The 17,408-nt window shown below is 34.6% G+C and carries 18 protein-coding genes; 6 read left to right on the forward strand and 12 right to left on the reverse strand.

What is annotated here, in order from left to right; genetic code table 11:
- Position 1: 1 nt before the first annotated feature.
- The 4 genes from C8J95_RS05115 to moaA are packed head-to-tail and all read right to left on the reverse strand — an operon-like array spanning position 2 to position 3,300.
- Positions 2 to 616 (reverse strand): NTP transferase domain-containing protein, encoded by a 615-nt coding sequence (locus C8J95_RS05115; protein WP_107809288.1) that lies wholly within the window; start codon positions 614 to 616, stop codon positions 2 to 4.
- Entirely contained in the window at positions 594 to 1,073 is a 480-nt protein-coding gene (gene moaC / locus C8J95_RS05120; protein WP_107809289.1) for a cyclic pyranopterin monophosphate synthase MoaC, read from the reverse strand. The genes C8J95_RS05115 and moaC overlap by 23 nt, the downstream gene beginning before the upstream one ends.
- A 5-nt stretch (positions 1,074 to 1,078) precedes the next feature.
- Positions 1,079 to 2,281 carry a molybdopterin molybdotransferase MoeA gene (locus C8J95_RS05125; RefSeq protein WP_107809290.1) on the reverse strand — a complete coding sequence of 401 codons (1,203 nt, stop codon included), beginning with the start codon at positions 2,279 to 2,281 and terminating at the stop codon, positions 1,079 to 1,081.
- Positions 2,282 to 2,283: 2 nt separating this feature from the next.
- Positions 2,284 to 3,300 (reverse strand): GTP 3',8-cyclase MoaA, encoded by a 1,017-nt coding sequence (moaA, locus tag C8J95_RS05130; RefSeq protein ID WP_255412721.1) that lies wholly within the window; start codon positions 3,298 to 3,300, stop codon positions 2,284 to 2,286.
- A gap of 209 nt (positions 3,301 to 3,509) precedes the next feature.
- On the opposite strand from moaA, the gene C8J95_RS05135 reads away from it, so the two are divergent.
- On the forward strand, positions 3,510 to 4,394 hold the full coding sequence (locus C8J95_RS05135; RefSeq protein WP_107809292.1) for an AraC family transcriptional regulator: 885 nt from the start codon (positions 3,510 to 3,512) through the stop codon (positions 4,392 to 4,394).
- A gap of 92 nt (positions 4,395 to 4,486) precedes the next feature.
- Positions 4,487 to 4,654, forward strand: coding sequence for a hypothetical protein (locus C8J95_RS05140; RefSeq protein WP_255412722.1), 168 nt, complete (start codon positions 4,487 to 4,489; stop codon positions 4,652 to 4,654).
- Between the two features lie 40 nt (positions 4,655 to 4,694).
- Here C8J95_RS05140 and C8J95_RS05145 read toward each other — a convergent pair whose 3' ends face one another.
- The 7 genes from C8J95_RS05145 to C8J95_RS05175 all read right to left on the reverse strand — a co-directional run bounded on the left by C8J95_RS05145 (position 4,695) and on the right by C8J95_RS05175 (position 11,104).
- The gene (locus C8J95_RS05145) at positions 4,695 to 5,564 is read right to left on the reverse strand and encodes a helix-turn-helix domain-containing protein (RefSeq protein ID WP_107809293.1); all 870 of its coding nucleotides are present in this window, start codon (positions 5,562 to 5,564) and stop codon (positions 4,695 to 4,697) included.
- 374 nt (positions 5,565 to 5,938) lie between these two features.
- Positions 5,939 to 6,427 carry a GNAT family N-acetyltransferase gene (locus C8J95_RS05150; RefSeq protein WP_255412723.1) on the reverse strand — a complete coding sequence of 163 codons (489 nt, stop codon included), beginning with the start codon at positions 6,425 to 6,427 and terminating at the stop codon, positions 5,939 to 5,941.
- 90 nt (positions 6,428 to 6,517) lie between these two features.
- The gene (locus tag C8J95_RS05155) at positions 6,518 to 8,170 is read right to left on the reverse strand and encodes a serine hydrolase (RefSeq protein WP_107809294.1); all 1,653 of its coding nucleotides are present in this window, start codon (positions 8,168 to 8,170) and stop codon (positions 6,518 to 6,520) included.
- A 117-nt stretch (positions 8,171 to 8,287) separates the two neighbouring features.
- A complete protein-coding gene (locus C8J95_RS05160; protein ID WP_107809295.1) occupies positions 8,288 to 9,322 on the reverse strand; it encodes an AraC family transcriptional regulator in 1,035 nt (344 codons plus the stop codon).
- An 88-nt stretch (positions 9,323 to 9,410) separates the two neighbouring features.
- Positions 9,411 to 10,097, reverse strand: a complete 687-nt coding sequence (locus C8J95_RS05165; protein WP_107809296.1) for a type 1 glutamine amidotransferase domain-containing protein — start codon at positions 10,095 to 10,097, stop codon at positions 9,411 to 9,413.
- A gap of 141 nt (positions 10,098 to 10,238) precedes the next feature.
- Positions 10,239 to 10,595, reverse strand: a complete 357-nt coding sequence (locus C8J95_RS05170; protein WP_107809297.1) for a hypothetical protein — start codon at positions 10,593 to 10,595, stop codon at positions 10,239 to 10,241.
- 191 nt (positions 10,596 to 10,786) lie between these two features.
- Positions 10,787 to 11,104, reverse strand: coding sequence for a hypothetical protein (locus tag C8J95_RS05175; protein ID WP_107809298.1), 318 nt, complete (start codon positions 11,102 to 11,104; stop codon positions 10,787 to 10,789).
- A gap of 243 nt (positions 11,105 to 11,347) precedes the next feature.
- Here C8J95_RS05175 and C8J95_RS05180 point away from each other — a divergent pair, with 243 nt between their 5' ends.
- Positions 11,348 to 11,830 carry an N-acetyltransferase gene (locus C8J95_RS05180; RefSeq protein WP_107809299.1) on the forward strand — a complete coding sequence of 161 codons (483 nt, stop codon included), beginning with the start codon at positions 11,348 to 11,350 and terminating at the stop codon, positions 11,828 to 11,830.
- 2 nt (positions 11,831 to 11,832) lie between these two features.
- On the opposite strand, the gene C8J95_RS05185 is transcribed toward C8J95_RS05180, so the two are convergent.
- Entirely contained in the window at positions 11,833 to 12,927 is a 1,095-nt protein-coding gene (locus tag C8J95_RS05185) for a hypothetical protein (RefSeq protein WP_107809437.1), read from the reverse strand.
- Positions 12,928 to 13,081: 154 nt separating this feature from the next.
- Here C8J95_RS05185 and C8J95_RS05190 point away from each other — a divergent pair, with 154 nt between their 5' ends.
- The 3 genes from C8J95_RS05190 (at position 13,082) to typA (ending at position 17,369) form a co-directional block, all read left to right on the forward strand.
- Positions 13,082 to 14,923: an alpha-L-fucosidase gene (locus C8J95_RS05190; protein ID WP_107809300.1), complete on the forward strand. Its 1,842-nt coding sequence runs from the start codon at positions 13,082 to 13,084 to the stop codon at positions 14,921 to 14,923.
- Between the two features lie 129 nt (positions 14,924 to 15,052).
- The gene (locus C8J95_RS05195) at positions 15,053 to 15,304 is read left to right on the forward strand and encodes a redox-active disulfide protein 2 (RefSeq protein WP_107809301.1); all 252 of its coding nucleotides are present in this window, start codon (positions 15,053 to 15,055) and stop codon (positions 15,302 to 15,304) included.
- A 259-nt stretch (positions 15,305 to 15,563) separates the two neighbouring features.
- The gene (gene typA, locus C8J95_RS05200; protein WP_107809302.1) at positions 15,564 to 17,369 is read left to right on the forward strand and encodes a translational GTPase TypA; all 1,806 of its coding nucleotides are present in this window, start codon (positions 15,564 to 15,566) and stop codon (positions 17,367 to 17,369) included.
- Positions 17,370 to 17,408 lie beyond the last annotated feature (39 nt).

A 17,408-nucleotide genomic window follows, 5' to 3' on the forward strand; every position in this document is an offset into this window, starting at 1 on the left:
ATTAATCTTTTGGTCCGTTTAAAATCTGTTGCGCTTTTGCTGCGTCTTCAGGAGTATTTACATTCATCAAAGCATCCGGATTCTGAGGTTTTAAAATGAGTGTGTCACTGTTTATTAAAACTTTTCTGGGACATGTATTTCCGATTCCTAGAAAATGAAGTAAAAGTGGATAGCTTTTGGGTTCCCAAATGCTAATTAAAGGTTCCGGTAATCCGTCGAATGGGCTTTCATAGGTTGTTGCAACTTTCTCCGGATCTCTGGATTCTATCAGAAATTTTAATGACTCCTTATCCAGCAAAGGCAAATCGCAGGCAACAACCAACCAGGCTTTATCTCTTTGAGAACGAAGAGCAGAGAGAATGCCTCCAAAAGGTCCCATGTTCAGAAAGGTATCGGTAAGGGCATTATAACCTGTATCAAAATGATCTAATTGATCCTGACGGCAAGAAATAAAAACTTCTTCGCAAAACGGTGCCAGTAAATCAGCAGCGAAGTAACGCTGTTCTTTTCCATGCCAGGTGAGCTGGTCTTTAGCTGTTCCCATTCTCACACTTTTTCCGCCGGCCAAAACCAGTCCGTTGAGTAATGGGATATTATTCTGATCGTTTGAAGTCATTTTTTCCACCGGATTTTTCCATTAATTTAATCTCTTTGATACTGATATCATGGCTTAGAGCCTTGCACATATCATATATCGTTAAGGCCGCTACAGAAGCACCAGTAAGGGCTTCCATTTCGATTCCTGTTTTAGCCTCAACTTCTGTAGTGCAATAAATTTCAATCTCGTTGTTATTGGAAAGTTCAATGCTTACTTCACAATTTTCCAGTCCTATCGGATGACAAAGCGGAATAAGTTCACCCGTTTTTTTTGCGGCCATAATTCCGGCTATTATTGCAGTCTGAAATACTGAACCTTTAGGTGTTTTAAAGTCACCTTCTTTTAACTTGTCCAATACATTTTCAGGAAGCTCTACAGTTGCTCTTGCAATGGCTTTTCGTTGGGTAACAGGCTTGCTGATTACATTAACAATTGTTGGTTCCAGTTTTTTATTGAGATGTGAAAAATCTGTCATTGTCTTCAAAAATTATATTTCCATACTTTATATACTTCACCTTTTCTGAATGAGTTCTGTTCCAGAGGTAATTCCAGAAAGGCATTGGTTTCTGCAAGATGAGAGAAATCACCAGAGCCATTAGTATCTATAAAGGTTGCAGTTAACTGACCTGTCTGATTAATCAGAAGTTTTACCTGTACAAAATATTGCAAGGCAACGGTGAAATCAATGTCATTCTGTAACGCAGCATATAGGGGAGAAGTTGGTAAGATTCCCAGAGATTTTTCCAACCACGGAATAAAATACCTGTGCAGACACATAAAGACTGAAACCGGATTACCAGGGAAGGCAAAAACAAGCTTTTTATTTTCATATTGACCAAACCAAAACGGCTTTCCGGGTCTTTGTTTTATTTTATGGAATAGTTTTTTTATTCCCAGTTCCTCACATACCTGTGGAAGATAATCGAATTTACCCATGGAAACACCACCACTAATAAGAAGAACATCGTATTGAGTTACACAACGGATAAGTTTTTTTTTTATCACTTCATAATCATCATTCAGGTGAAGAAGGTCTGCCTGGATTTTGTATTTCTCCAAAACAGAGTGTATGGTGATTCCGTTAGATTGTCTTAGTTGGAATGCTCTCGGAACAAGTTCTGGATTTATCATTTCATCTCCTGTCGAAATAATGACAACCTTTGGCAACTTTTTTACCAACAAATTTGTTTTTCCAACTGATGCTGCTATGCCAATTATTGCAGGAGTTATAACCTGATTAGCCTTAACCAGTATCTCTCCTGCTTTTTTATCTTTTCCCTGCAGGTGTAGATTTTGTCTTTTATTAATTTCAATATTGATTGTTGCTATGCCGTTATCAATAGATATATCTTCATACCGGATAACAGTATCCAACGTATTGTTTAGAGCCGCTCCGGTCATTATTTCAATACATTGATCTTCTGAATCAATAGCAACAGAATCTTCACCTGCCGACTGAACAGTTTTAATTCTAAAAGAACGTATTCCTTTTTCATAAGAAATAAAGTTGATAGCAATACCATCAACTGTAGGTCTGTCAAACGGAGGTAAGTCGCGGTCAGCCAAAATATCTTCAGCTAAAACCCTGCCTATAGCCAAATCATAAGAAATATTTTCTTTCCCATAATCCTGATATTGAGAAAGAATAATATCTTCTGCCTGCTGTACACTAATCATTTCCATATTTATCCACCTATTGTAGCCATAGACTGATGTACTTGTGAAGAGGAATGATTCAGCTTTTCAGCTTCCCATCCGTCTTTTGGCTTGTGTTGTATGCTGTTGATAATAATATCTTTTAGTTCCTGATCGGTTTTGCCTGCCCGTAAAGCTTCTTTAAGATTAATTCCTTTCTCTTCATACAGACAGGTGCGGAGTTCACCTGTGGGGGTGATCCGTATTCTGTTGCAATCACCACAGAAGGAACGGGTATATGCTGCAATAATTCCGATGCTTCCGACAAATCCGGGAATTTTGTAATTATATGATGTAGAGCTTTTAGGATCCTCAGTTTTTATTATGTCAGGAAAGTAAGTTTTAATGTGTTCGTAAATCTGCTTATAGTCCCATTTCAGAGATACTGAGGTATTGGTTCCATTAAAAGGCATTTCCTCTATAAACCGTACATCAACAGGAAGTTCCTTAGTAAGTGTTACCAGAGAAATAATATCTTCAATATTCTGATCTTCCATTACCACAGCATTAATTTTTACTCTGATCTGATGTTCTAATAAACTGTCCAGAGTCTTCATTACTTTATCAAAACTCTTGCGTCTTGTTATTGTATAGAAACGTTCTGGATTGAGGGTGTCAAGACTCAGGTTAACTGATTTTATTCCGGAAGCTTTAAGTCGTGGTATATACTGATCTGTAAGGAGACCGTTTGTTGTTATACTAAGATCGTTAAGACCATCGAGCTGTGCTATTTTTTCAATAAATTCTATACAGTTTTTTCTTACAAAAGGTTCACCACCTGTAATTCGGATCTTATCAATACCCAATACTGTAAAAACAGAACATATCCTAATCATTTCTTCATCCGTCATCAGTTCCTGCTGCTTGATCCATGTAAGACCATTTTCCGGCATACAATAGGTACAACGAAGATTACACCGATCCACAACAGCCAGTCTTAAATAATTGATTTCTCTTCCAAACTTATCTCTCAGCATCAGATAAAAAGCATATAAACAAATATACATATTGTTTTGCCTGAGGTGTACATCTGTGCTTAAATTATGATACTATTATCACAATGCATGATATTTATAATTATTAGATGTAAAGGTAATAATGGTTATTATTGCCGGATTAAATAGATCAGTGATTACAGTGTAATATTTTGTTAAATAGAAATATTATTTTCCGGTAATCCTATTTGATTGTAATTTAGTATTAGTAATAATTCAGAATGAAAGGAGACAAGACATCTTATGGGAAAAATAAATCAACAGTTAATTCAGATGAGGCAAAGCAACAGAATACAAGTGGAATAAACGTAATATACCAAAATAGCGTTACGTCTGCTGAGCTCAATAATTTTCCGGATCATTCTTTTACCATCATTATTATTGATGAATGTGAGGAAGGCGAATGCATTACGGAGCTTAATAATTATGCTCTGAAGTCTAAACAATTGTTTATCCATCTTCCCGGGAAGGTCTACAATTGGAAATTATCTCCCAATACAATGGGTAGGAGGTTAATTGTAAGTGATATTATTCTTGAAACATTTTCGCCAACACTGAAACATACCTTTTCTCCACTAAACAGGTATGAAATGATTCATCCGGATGATGAAATCTATCAAAAACTTAGTGCTGAATTTAATGCCATACGTAAGGAAATAGATTCTGAACCTGCTTTTCCGGAGCTTATAGATGCCAGAGTGAGACTTCTGACACTCATGGTTAATCTCTGGATGGAGCATATCTATGGAACTGCAGCTTTGGTGAATACCAATAACCTTGCTTTTAGGTTTCATATGCTGGTAGATAAATATTATAAAAGCCAGAAAAATGTTTCTTTTTATGCTGACGAATTATGTATTACCTCCAATTATCTTGGGGTATTGTGCAGGAAGCAGTACAAAAAATCACCTTCAGCTTTTATTAAAGAAAGAATTCTTCTGGAAGCAAAACAATTATTACACAGCTCGGATAAATCAATTAAAGAGATTGCTTTTGAGTTGGGCTTCCGGAATTTTTCTCACTTTTCCTATTTCTTCAGAACAGAGACAAGAACAACGCCAAAAAGCTATCGCCAGACAATGAGTAAGACAAATGTAATTTCATAGGAAAGTATTTTTATTATGTTAAATTACTTTATGGTGAATATTTATTGTATTTAAACAAATATTACATTATGAAAAAGCTAACCAGAAAATAAATGAAAGGTACAATAGGAAGTGGAGGTCCAAAAAAGCCAGACTTTGGAATTGGATACTGTCCAAATGATTGTAGTAAAGAAGAGAATTTTTGCCTAGGAGGGAAGAGCTGCAGAGGCTATACAATAGGGACTGTAGATGGACAAATGGATTGTGCAATATGTGAATAAGATAAAAGGGATGCTAAGGCATTCCTTTTTTATATCCTTTCTACCAGAAAGAAAGTTCTCTGAATTGTGTTGGTGTAAGCCCGGTTTTGGATTTGAAAAATTTAGTAAAATTGGTCACTTCATTAAATCCTAAATTATAAGCTATAGAACTTATTCCAACTTCTTTATAGATCAGATTTCGCTTAATTTCTAAAATCATTCTGTCAATAAGCCATTGCTTTGGAGTTTGCTTCTCAGTCAGCTGAAAAGCATTTTGAAGCGTTCTGAGACTCACACTCAATTTTTCGGTATAATAATCCAGATTATACTGCCAGTTCAGATTAGCATTGACAATAGATTTAAACTTCGATACCAAGAGTTTTTCATCATTTACCACCAGCTTGATATCTTTTCTTTCACAAAGACTTTCTACAATTAAAAGTATATTGAATAAATAGTTATTGAGAATTGTTGTCTGGACTTCGTTATATGGCCTATCTAATTCAGCACTGATAAAATTGAACAAGGACATAACTTCTTCATATCTTTCACCCAGATCAAAATAGGGTAGCAGTAAAGGATCATTGAATAAATGTGTCTGACCAAAGAACTGTGTTTGGAATACGTTCTTTCCAAAAAAATCTTCAGTAAAGATCAGGATCTTACTTTTATAATTAACAGGATTATGAAGCTGGCTAATCTGATTCTGAGAAATAAACAAAATGTGTTTTTCCTCAATATCGAATGTATTAAAGTCAACAGTTACTTTGCCTTTTCCTTCTGTAAAAAGGTGGACAATATTGAACATAGTCTTATGTGGCTGAAAGAGTTCTGTAGGTCTTAGCTGCAAAAGGTCATCAATATTCTTGGTATTGATATACTGATTGCTGTTATTGGCATGTAAAAAAGACTCTATCAAAAAATTCTCCATAATCTATTTATGATTATTTATATTAACCAATAATTGGATAAATATAAAAATATGCTGAATATACTAAACAGTTTTTTGCAATATTTATTATACAGAATACAAATATTATTTGAAGAATAAATAAAAAGATAATGGAGAAGTATTTATAAAAGAAAGAACCGCGTCTGCTGAAGCGGTCCCAAAAACACAAATGATGAAAAAAAATTTATAGCATTATTTGCTTTTAGAAAAGCCTGATATGCTATTGCAATTTAATTGATCGGTACAAAGGTACATTCCAATTGAGTATTCGTTTTGATAAAAATGCGTAAAAGAATGGTAAAAATGCGAAACAGCATGTTCAAACAAATTTCTTCTGTATCAGCATTATTATCTTATTTTTTTGTCAGCATAAGACTTTCTGTGATCATTCCGTCTATTGTAGCTGTCTTATAACTACTGAAACCGAATTTTTCTAATAATCTTTTTGAAGCTATATTCTCAGGATCAATATTCCCGATTATATTCATACCGGGATTTATTTTTTCTGCCAATACAAGCAATTCTTTACAGATTGAGGAACCATAACCTTTTCCCCAGAATTCTTTCTTCAGAATATAACCAATCTCCAGAAGGGTATTATCGTGTCTGTATTTTTCCAATTTGCAATCACCGATAAATACATTCTGATCATTATAAATTTTAAAATATCCCAGAGAATCTTGTGTGCTGTTTACATGAAGAATTGAAGTAAATTTAGCTTTAGCCTTTTCTTCAGATAATGCTTCGCCGGAAACATATTTCATCACATCATCATCATCAACCAGAGACCGAAATATCAAAAAATCTTCCGGATTATATTTGCTCATCGTAATTAAAGCCATTGTCTTAATATTGTTTATTACAAAGATATTATTTTTAGTACTCCCGATTCCGTTCTTATTTTTTAGATTTAGTGAGAATACATAATGTTATTATTTTATCTTCTTGAATTCTATATTTCCTAAACCAGCACCAGATAGTCTGAATTCTTCAATATTTCCTTTTTCATCAGCTTTAAAATCAATCTTTCCGAAATACTGTTTTCCAGAAGAGAAACTTGTCTGACTGATAGGGGATAGAATAATATCTTCATTCATAGCATGCTTTGCTACCAGGTGATTGTTTTCTATAACTAGCTGATAAATAGTATTGAACTCTTCGTTTCTGTAAAAACCTGTAAACTTATTAAGGTTTACGCTCCCTGCTTTTGGCGGATTAACTTTCACTCTTTTGCATATATAAGTGAAATCGGCGATTCTAAAATTAATCTGTTCTGGCTTAAATGTAAAATATGCCGTAGGAATACTTGTAACTCTGAATTTATCATCACCTGCTATTTTAAGTTCTTCTCTTCCTTTTTCATTATAGACTCCCCAATATAGCTGTTTGCCTTTCTCCGATACTTCGATATAATATCCGGGACTAAGTTCGTATGTACCTTCAAATTTCTTGAGTTCTGCAGATGTATATGTTATTTTCCGAGGCGAAGTAGATGCTGTTTCTTTGTCACCTAAATACAAATCAACAAGTTGATAAGCCATTAATAATCCTTCAAATCCACTTCTGTTACTTAGAAATACGACTGAGAATTTTTGTGATGGAACATGTAAGATATAAGATCTGTACCCAGATGTACCACCACCATGAAATACAACATCCAAACCTTTATATTTCTCACTTTGCAGGCCCAGTCCATACTGTACTTCCTCGCTAATATTCTGAAGTGTGTTTTTCTGCATCTGATCGTAGATTTCTCTGCTGCCGACTTTAGGATTCTGAAAATTAACAACCCATTTACAATAATCATTTAGACTTGTGTATATATTGGAAGAGCCATATTCTGCCTGCCCAACAGGATACTTTAGAAAATAACCATCTTTCGGTGTATAAGATTCAGATCTGTTTGGAATGTTTTTTTCGGGATCACCAAATACAATGCTATTATCCATCTTCAGTGGAGTAAAAATATATTCTTTCACCAATTGGGCAAAGTCTTTTTTGTAAATCCGATGTAAGATTTCTGCTAATAGCATAAAGCCAGTATTGTTATATTGGTATTGTTGTCCCGGCGGGAAAACAATGTTTTTAATACCCAATACTGTACGAATTGCCTCATTATTGGTAACCCAGACTTCATCTCCGATACCCTGTAATTTCAGAATGTCTGTAAAATTAGGCAGACCATGGGTATGATTAGCCAGCTGTCGTACTGTAATTTTATAAGGCAAGTGCCCTAGCTCCGGAAGATAAATTCGAATATCATTATCCAATGATAACTTGCCTTCTTGTTCAGCTCTTAGTGCCATAAATGCAGTAAACTGCTTAGAGCCGGAGGCAATGTTGAATACTGTTGAATCTGTTACCGGAGTTTTATATTCAATATTGGAAAGTCCTGCCATTTTATGGTAAATAATCTTTCCATCTTTTATAATACCAAGAGCCATACCCGGGGCATCTGGTTTATAGTAAGCATCTACTAAAGAATCTGTTTTCATGATTTTATTTTTCAAATCAGACTGACCGAAAAATAATCCGAAAGTTGCTATTAAAAAAATAGGCAATACTGGTTTGAGATGTAGTTTCATTTGTTTCAATTTTTAAATAATGAAGCAAATCTGAAACTTTATATGCGTGAATATGTCCGGATACCGGAAGTCGGACTATTTTCTTGATAAAAAAGAGTCTGATTAAAAGTCGGACAACTATTTAACAGCTGATTTTCTGTAATCTGTGGGAGTAATACCTGTTTCTTTTTTGAAGGCTGTATAAAACGAAGATTTAGAATTGAAGCCGGCCTCATATAATACTTCCAAAACTGTTAATTGGGGTTGTTCTTTCAAAAGAGTTTTTGCATAATTGATTCTGAATTCGTTAATGAAATCAAAAAAGTGTTTTCCGGCAGACTGATTAATAAGAACGGATAGTTGCTTTTCCGGTATGTTTATTTTTTCTGCCAGTTTTTGAAGCGTAAGTGCATCATTTAAATATGGTTTTTCGGTTTCCATCAGATGCATAAGAGATTTTAGCTGTTCTGGTTCTTCCTTTGGTTTATCTGTCACATCTATAGCAATCAGATCCTGATCTATTCCGGCAAATAAATTAGGTCTGTACAAGCAGTTTAGGACAAACCAGCTAATAGCAAAGAGTACAAAGAAACTTGTAAAGGTGTATAAATACATCAGGATAGCATCTTTTTTTACAAAATCCCTTAGTAATACAAAGAAATTACCAATAAGGAAGATTATTGTAATCTGCAGCAGCCATTTGTAGGTAATATGATGATTCCCCGAATAGTTGTCCCGATAGAGTTTTCTAAACCTGATGAGTGCAAGGAGTACTGCAATAATATAGCTGTAATACTGTACTATAGAAACAGTATCGAAAATCTTATGATTCTGTTTTGAGATTCCGCTAATAGCAAACAATATAAAAAAGCATAGAAAGGGTAGTGTATGTAAAAGATCTTTTGAGTTTAAACGAAAATTGTAATAACAGGCAGATTTAACATACAGGTAATAAAGAGGCATCTGCAATAGAACAGTAGCCAATTTAAAAGCCTGATAAAACCTATTAGGTGGGGCGAGAAAAAAACCAGATAAATCAACAATAGAAACTAACAGAAAAGAGGCAAATAAATAATTCGGTAGTTTTCTTTTGTTCTTGGATGTAACCAGAAAAACAATCAACAGCAAATAAAGAAAAACAATGATTTTGCCCAGATCAGCTATTAATGCCATATTATCGTTTTATACCATATAAAAATACAAATTAAAACGTTTTCTGCATTAAAAATTAAAATGCCCAAATTCTACATAGGTATTCCTGTTATTTATTCAATTGCTTTATGACAACCTTAGCCATTTCTTTAGAGCTAAAAGGATTTTGACCCGTAATAAGATTTCCTGTGACTATAACATTAGAAGTCATCGGGATACAGGCTTTTCTCATATCGGCACCTCTTTCTTTCAGTGCTGCTTCCAGATTAAAAGGGACTTCTCTTTTTCTTCTGGCAAGAGTTTCTTCAAACCAGCCAAATCCCGTAAGAGCCTTTCCTTTAATCAGATATTCACCATTGGAAAGTTTTACATTGAGCAAACCGCCAACGCCATGACATATCGCTGCAACTATTCTGTTTTGTTCATATTGTTTTCGGATAATAGCTTGCAAGGTAACATCATCAGGAAAATCATACATTGTTGCATGTCCTCCGGCCAGGTATACACAATCAAATGATTGTTCAGATACTTCCGACAGACTTTTTGTGCTTTCTAGCTCAGCCATAAAGGATGAACTTTCATAATACTGTTTTGTTATTTTATCCATTACCAGAGGTTTTAGACTTTCCGGATCAATTGGTGTACGGCCTCCTTTTGGACTTGCAATAGTAATATTCCAGTTTTGTTCTTTTGCACTATGATAGAGGTGCGTAAGCTCGCTTAACCACAATCCGGTTTTAAGCCTGCCACTTTCGTACATGTCAATATTGGTTACTATTAATAAAAGCTCTTTCATATTTTATTATGCTTTGTTTTACTATGACAAAATTCGTTGTAGAATTTAATTTTTGAGTAGCCCAATAAAGGATTGTTGTAACAATATCTCCGCTAAAAAATAAAAAAAGCATTTTTGATTAAAAATGCTTTCATATGTTTATCAGAAATCAAAAAAATCATCATTCTCCAGATAGTGGTTCAGTGCGGTAATTAACTGTTCGTCTGTTACTGCTGGCTGTTGGCGTAAAGCGAGATCTACGACATCCTGAACATCTTCATCCGAGCACATATACAGCAAACCATTTTCGTATACAACATCCGGAAATATATCGTCGTAATCACCATCTATATCTGCTGGCGCACCAATATAAACAGTTATTCCGGGTTCGAAGATATCTTGCTCTGAATAGATAGCATAAACGAAATCAGGATCATAATCCTCAGAACGTTCTTGTTTGTTTCTTACCAATGTGAGAAAATCTTCTATTTTGTAGTATTGATCTTTAAAACTGCTCATATTTAATTCTAAATTATATAGTATTTGTTACAGAAGGTTAGTGTAATATTTTTCTGTAACACCTTTTGGTGCTGTAAAGATAAGGAGATAATATCAATAAGTTTCGGAGCTGTCTAATACACAGTTATTTTTTAGTATTCAATTATTAATTATAAAAAAAGCAGACTTGTGTGTCTGCTTTAAAAGTTGATTTATTCTTCGGCCAGGTATTTCCTGAGTTTGTCTATAGCTTGTTCTATTTTGGAGTTCTCTTCTTCTCTCTCTATTTTTCGGATTGCATTTTCCAACATAATTAAAGAATTTGTCCAGTCTCCGGTACTGTTCTTAAAAACCAGTTCGTCTACAATAACTTCAAAAACAACTTTTTCCTTTGTTTTGTATAGTCGAAAGCTTACCTGATCATCTCCGCCAGAAACCACACCATCAATACTTTTCAGATCATAATTTTTAGGACTGGCATAGATCTTCTTTAAAAGCATTTGGGCATCCTGCATTTTCAATTCCGGCATATTATAAAGTTTGACAGTTCACAGAAACGATAGTTTTTTTTCATATAATGCATTTATTAATGCTTGTGTAAAATTAAAAATTTTTATTTAAATCTATTGTTAACAATTTATAGATTTTGTTCTGCTTTAGGAATAATATATCTGTACAATCAGTTTCGGATAGCAAAAAGAACCGTTTTAAAACAGGAAATCAGTATATTTAGCATTCCCTAATGTATATAAACAAGCAATGAATCGGCTTATATGAAAACTGAATATCGAAATCTTTTGCCACATGAAAGTAAAATTTACAGAATGATCCGCCTGGAAAGCCTTAGAGAATTTCCGGATGCATTTAGTGCCAGCTATGAGGAATCTGTAAAAATGGAAAAACTCCGTCTGGAAGAAGATATAGAAAATCAGATACCGAAAAGATTCGTAACAGGAGCTTTTATTGATAATGAGCTATCGGGAATATGTGCTTTTGTAAATATTGGAAATAACACAGGAAACATTCTACAGATGTACGTTAAAAAAGAATTTCAGGGTAGTAATATAGGAATGGGGCTTGTACAGACTGCTATCCAGGAAGCAAAGAGCAGATTTATTAATATAGCAATAGAACTGGAAGTAAGGTCCGACAATGCCAAAGCTTTTAATCTTTATAAAAAAGCAGGATTCCAAGAGATTACTAATAATGAGACATCAGATATTATTATCATGAGATATTCTGGAAATATAATTTAATATCATTTTTTTGCTGGAGCAGGCGGCATTGGAGGAGAAAGAATTGTTGTAGTAGGTATTTTTTCATACTGGGCCTCCAATCCGGATTTTGGCAGACCATTGTAACGATAGCTTTTACCAGAAGCATCATTACATTTGCTGAAAAATACTGTAGAGAGTGAAATTTCTTTATCCAATATTCTGCTGTAGGATCTCGATTCCGGTTGTATTTTTGAGAATTTTCGGACATAACGGGCATCACGAAACGGGTTGTCATTATAATATTCCGCGTTTTCTTCTATATTCTTACCAATGTATTGGTTAGAACCTGAATCATAATTATAAACTGACATATCCGGATTTGGAATTACACTATAATGTTTGTTGGCAATTATAAAGTCTTCTTTTTTCTCCTTGTATTTGGAATAGCTGTTTTTCATATCCAGAAGTTCTTTCCATTGGCTTTGCTTTTCCTCATATTTTTGATAGCCATTTTCTCCACCGAAGTTAGATAACTTTAATACTGTTCCTTTTTCATTAGTTTCCATTATGCCACTGAAGTTTTCATATTCGGGTCTTGGCTGGTTATAAACAAATATGAAGTCATTATAGCCTTTATCATTCTTATACTTCCAGGCGTTATATGGTCTTATCATATTGCTAAATTCCTTATCAGCAAGACTGTAAAGTGTAAATTTTTTTATATTTTTCTGTATTTCGGATACAAAAGGTCCGGAGAAGCAGTTAGGATTGTCATTAAAAATATTTTGTACAGTATTAGCATTGTTAAAACGGATTAGTGTTTTACTTCCTCTTTCAAACCCTGCGTAGTCAATTCTGATATCAGAACCTAAGGATTTATTCTGTGTAGCATATACCTCAAACAACTCTCGTTTTTCCGGAAAGAAAAGCAATACATCTTTATCAAAACGATATTCACCAAATACAGCTGTGGAATATCCGTATAAAATAAAAGTACCATCATCAAAAAGGTATACACCATCATTACTGCCATATCCACCTGCATATTGAATATATCTCGGATCTTTTTTATTCTCCTGTGCAAAAATATTTAGAGCAAATAATAAAGAAAGTATTAATGTGATCTGATATTTCATCTGTTTATTCATTTGGATTATGACAAATATACTCTATATCACGTTAAAGAGAAATTGGAAATTCTATCTGCAAAGTAGTTTATAAAAGTCCATCAGGTAAAAATGTTTTATAAACCCCTTATTTTGCGTAATTTTAGGCAGAAAAAGTAAAACCATGAAGAACAGAATTACCAGTTTACTGTTATTAGGCCTTAGTATAGGGAGTATAACAGCACAGGAAAAGAAAAATAACGATGAAGCAAAAATGCAATGGTTCCGGGATGCCAAACTAGGGGTATTCATCCATTGGGGAATCTATTCTGTAAACGGAATATCGGAATCCTGGTCCTTTTTTAATAATTACATTAATCATGATAATTACATGAAGCAATTGGGAGGATTCAATGCTTCCCGCTATAATCCTGATGAATGGACAAGACTGATTAAAGAATCTGGGGCAAGATATTCAGTAATTACTACAAGACACCATGACGGAATTTCTCTATGGGATTCGAAATCAGATAAAGCGATCACGAGCTTTAAAGACGCTGCTGCTAAAGAAGATTTAATAGGTCCTTTCGTTGCCGATTTAAAAAAAGCTGGATTGAAAACCGGACTTTATTATTCGCTCCCGGATTGGAGCCATCCATATTATGACGTGAATACACGTACAAAAAAGCGTTATGACATTGCAAAAGATCCAGTACGCTGGCAGAACTTTATCAAATATTATCAGGGACAACTAAGCGAATTGTCAACACAATTCAAACCTGATTTAATATGGTTTGATGGGGACTGGGAGCATACATCGGCAGAATGGCAGGCACCACAAACATTGGCTAATCTCAGAAAATACAATCCTAATATTATTATTAATTCTCGACTGAACAATCATGGAGATTATGAAACTCCGGAGCAGGGGATACCTGTAGTAGCTCCCCAGAGTAAATATTGGGAATTGTGTTATACAATGAATGATTCCTGGGGATATCAGCCATTCGACAGAAATTACAAATCACCAAATATGATTGTAAGAACTCTTGCTGATGTAATCAGTATGGGCGGAAATCTTCTTATCGATATAGGACCTAAGGCCGATGGTAGCATTCCTGCAGAACAGGTTAAAATCCTTGAAAATCTTGGAAGATGGACGAAGAAAAATTCAGATGCTATTTACACAACCCGTCAGGGATTGGCATTCACTAATTACAGAGGAAAATCTTCTTTGTCTGTTGATGGAAAAAAACTATTCCTGTATCTGGAAGAAGCAAAAGATTTTGCGAAAATTTATGGACTTACTTCAACTCCTGTTTCTGCACAGGTTATCGGAGATACCAATGCTAAAGTAAATTATAACCTGGATCAGAACGGTAATCTTACACTTTTATTTGCAAACACACAGTTTGATAAAGATGTAACTGTTGTACAGCTTAACTTTAACGAGCCAGTGAAAGTAACCGGTAAAATAACTGATCCTGCACCAGCTCTTCAGAGTGTACTGGAATATTCTGATGAAAAGAAAGCGGCTTACGAAATAGCCAACCAATTACATAAAGGTACCAATCTGCTGGATAATGTCGGAATTACCCAGGATGGCATGGATATGAAAATAAAGAAAACTTCCAAAACAAACCCTGAAGTATTGAACTGGATTAGTAAAAATGCTGAAGCTTTATACGAAACCGGAGCAGGACTTCCGGATGGACATTATTCCGGAATGAGTGCATTGTCGAAAGATAAACAAACACTTTATTTATTTGTAGAAGGAACTCCTACAGGGCCAATAGCATTGAAGGGGCTGAAAAATAACATTTCCAGAATAAGAATCGCCGGAGAAGGATCCATAATCCCGCATCGTATTTATAATAAATTATACTGGAGTGCTGTTCCGGGTATTGTTTATGTAGATGTACCGAAAGAAAGACTGGATAAAAACCTTACAGTAATTGCTGTTCTTCTGGATAAACCTGTTGACTTGTACCGTGAGAAGATAGGTGCTGTAGAAAGCAATTTATAATATTACTGATATAAAATTTACTAAGCACTCTGAATTACGCAGAGTGCTTTTTTATGTAAAAAAAATAATAGCACTTATTATTTATTATAGTTAAGTTTATGCATAGATAAAAGATTAAAAAATAAAACCATGAAAAATGAAAACTTTAGTGATCTGAGCACAGAAGAGTTACTGAAAAAACAAAAAACAATAAAGCCTTTAACAATAACGCTTATCGGAACATTAATATTATTATTTGTGTTATCCTTATTCATTACCTTTAAAAAGGGGTTTACGGCTTTATTGGTAGTGCCTATCGCATTGTCACCTATTGTCATTCTGAATCTGAATAATCTTAAAAACATCCAGAAAGAAATTAATTCGAGAAAGAACCAAAACTAGCCATTAAACATAATTGTGGATCTAAATAGTATGACTTAATAGATTTTACCAAAGGATATCTCGTAGAATGATTGATAAACAGGAGAAGAATTTCTTCTTAAAATAGCTTATAGCGTACAGGAAAAAAGCATTTGAACGACTATTCAACCAGTTGATAATAAAATATTTAATATTTTATTTCATCTCTGAAAAATAAATTTCATTCATACTAAAAATAAAAAATAGAAAAATCGTAACTTTGCGTCCGTAAAAATCCTTTATGCAGCAAATTAGAAATATTGCAATTATTGCGCACGTTGACCACGGTAAAACAACCCTGGTTGATAAAATTATCCACGCAACCCACATTTTCAGAGAAAACCAGGAAAGCGGAGAGCTTATCATGGACAACAATGATCTGGAAAGAGAACGTGGTATTACCATCTTATCAAAAAACATCTCTGTTACTTACAAAGATGTAAAGATAAACGTTATCGATACTCCTGGTCACGCCGATTTTGGTGGTGAAGTAGAGCGTGTATTGAAAATGGCGGATGGTGTTGTACTATTGGTTGATGCTTTCGAAGGAGCGATGCCACAAACACGTTTCGTACTTCAAAAAGCTCTTGAGCTTGGATTGAAGCCAATGGTGGTTATCAATAAAGTAGACAAACCAAACTGTCGTCCTGAAGAAGTTCATGACCAGGTATTCGATTTATTCTTCAACCTTGATGCTACTGAAGAGCAATTAGATTTCCCTACATTCTACGGATCATCTAAACAAGGTTGGTTCAATAGCTCTTTAGAGCAAACTGACAGCATTTTACCATTATTAGATGGTATTCTGGAATATGTTCCGGAACCTAAAGTAGAAGAAGGTAACCTGCAAATGCAGATTGTATCTTTAGATTACTCTTCATTCTTAGGTAGAATTGCAATTGGTAAAGTTATAAGAGGAAGTCTTAAAGAAGGTCAATGGATTGGTCTTGCACAAGAAGGCGACAAAATTGTAAAAGGAAAAGTTAAAGAATTATACGTATTCGAAGGATTAGGTAAGAAAAAGGTTACTGAAGTACAAGCAGGTGATATCTGTGCTGTAGTTGGTTTCGATGCTTTCCAGATTGGTGATTCTTTCGTAGATCTTGAAAACCCTGAACCATTACCAAGAACATCTATCGATGAGCCTACGTTAAACATGACATTCTCTATTAACAATTCTCCTTTCTTTGGTAAAGACGGTAAATATGTTACCTCTAACCACCTTAGAGAAAGATTAGAAAAAGAATTAGAGAAAAACTTAGCACTAAGAGTTCAGCAGACTGGCGATGCTAATACATTCCTTGTATTCGGTAGAGGTATTCTTCACTTATCTGTTCTAATTGAAACGATGAGAAGAGAAGGTTACGAAATGACAATTGGTCAGCCTCAGGTTATCCTTAGAGAAATTGATGGTGTACAATGCGAACCTTATGAATCTTTAGTAGTAGATGTACCTGAAGAATTTGCTTCAAGAGTTATCGACCTTGCTACACAAAGAAAAGGTGACCTTCACATTATGGAAACTAAAGGTGAAATGCAGCATATGGAGTTCGAAATTCCTTCAAGAGGTCTTATCGGATTACGTTCTCAGATGCTTACAGCAACTGCAGGTGAAGCTATTATGGCACACCGTTTCACTGAGTACAAGCCTTTCAAAGGTGCTATTCCGGGAAGAAACAATGGTGTATTAGTAAGTAAGACACAAGGGCCTGCAACAGCATATTCTATTGAAAAACTACAAGATAGAGGTAAGTTCTTCGTAGATCCGGGTGAGGAAATCTATGCAGGTATGATCGTAGGAGAACAAAATAAGCCAGGAGATCTTGTTGTAAATATTGTTGAAGCTAAGCAGCTAAACAATATGCGTGCTTCCGGAAAAGATAAAGATGGTGGTATTGCTCCAAAAATATTGTTCTCACTGGAAGAATGTATGGAATATATCCAACACGATGAGTGTATCGAGGTAACGCCTAACTTCATTCGTATGAGAAAGAAAATTCTTAGCGAAGAAGAAAGAAAACGTGCAGAAAGAATGGCTAAAGATTAATTTTAATCTTAAAGCTTCATATATAAAGCCCCCTTTCGA

The organism is Elizabethkingia sp. YR214 (assembly GCF_003058195.1).
GTDB lineage: Bacteria > Bacteroidota > Bacteroidia > Flavobacteriales > Weeksellaceae > Elizabethkingia.

Coding starts and splice junctions, on each gene's coding strand:
- C8J95_RS05115 (WP_107809288.1), bottom strand. CDS start 616: ATGACTTCAAACGATCAGAATAATATCCCATTACTCAACGGACTGGTT.
- moaC (WP_107809289.1), bottom strand. CDS start 1,073: ATGACAGATTTTTCACATCTCAATAAAAAACTGGAACCAACAATTGTT.
- C8J95_RS05125 (WP_107809290.1), bottom strand. CDS start 2,281: ATGGAAATGATTAGTGTACAGCAGGCAGAAGATATTATTCTTTCTCAA.
- moaA (WP_255412721.1), bottom strand. CDS start 3,300: ATGTATATTTGTTTATATGCTTTTTATCTGATGCTGAGAGATAAGTTT.
- C8J95_RS05135 (WP_107809292.1), top strand. CDS start 3,510: ATGAAAGGAGACAAGACATCTTATGGGAAAAATAAATCAACAGTTAAT.
- C8J95_RS05140 (WP_255412722.1), top strand. CDS start 4,487: ATGAAAGGTACAATAGGAAGTGGAGGTCCAAAAAAGCCAGACTTTGGA.
- C8J95_RS05145 (WP_107809293.1), bottom strand. CDS start 5,564: ATGGAGAATTTTTTGATAGAGTCTTTTTTACATGCCAATAACAGCAAT.
- C8J95_RS05150 (WP_255412723.1), bottom strand. CDS start 6,427: ATGGCTTTAATTACGATGAGCAAATATAATCCGGAAGATTTTTTGATA.
- C8J95_RS05155 (WP_107809294.1), bottom strand. CDS start 8,170: ATGAAACTACATCTCAAACCAGTATTGCCTATTTTTTTAATAGCAACT.
- C8J95_RS05160 (WP_107809295.1), bottom strand. CDS start 9,322: ATGGCATTAATAGCTGATCTGGGCAAAATCATTGTTTTTCTTTATTTG.
- C8J95_RS05165 (WP_107809296.1), bottom strand. CDS start 10,097: ATGAAAGAGCTTTTATTAATAGTAACCAATATTGACATGTACGAAAGT.
- C8J95_RS05170 (WP_107809297.1), bottom strand. CDS start 10,595: ATGAGCAGTTTTAAAGATCAATACTACAAAATAGAAGATTTTCTCACA.
- C8J95_RS05175 (WP_107809298.1), bottom strand. CDS start 11,104: ATGCCGGAATTGAAAATGCAGGATGCCCAAATGCTTTTAAAGAAGATC.
- C8J95_RS05180 (WP_107809299.1), top strand. CDS start 11,348: ATGAAAACTGAATATCGAAATCTTTTGCCACATGAAAGTAAAATTTAC.
- C8J95_RS05185 (WP_107809437.1), bottom strand. CDS start 12,927: ATGAAATATCAGATCACATTAATACTTTCTTTATTATTTGCTCTAAAT.
- C8J95_RS05190 (WP_107809300.1), top strand. CDS start 13,082: ATGAAGAACAGAATTACCAGTTTACTGTTATTAGGCCTTAGTATAGGG.
- C8J95_RS05195 (WP_107809301.1), top strand. CDS start 15,053: ATGAAAAATGAAAACTTTAGTGATCTGAGCACAGAAGAGTTACTGAAA.
- typA (WP_107809302.1), top strand. CDS start 15,564: ATGCAGCAAATTAGAAATATTGCAATTATTGCGCACGTTGACCACGGT.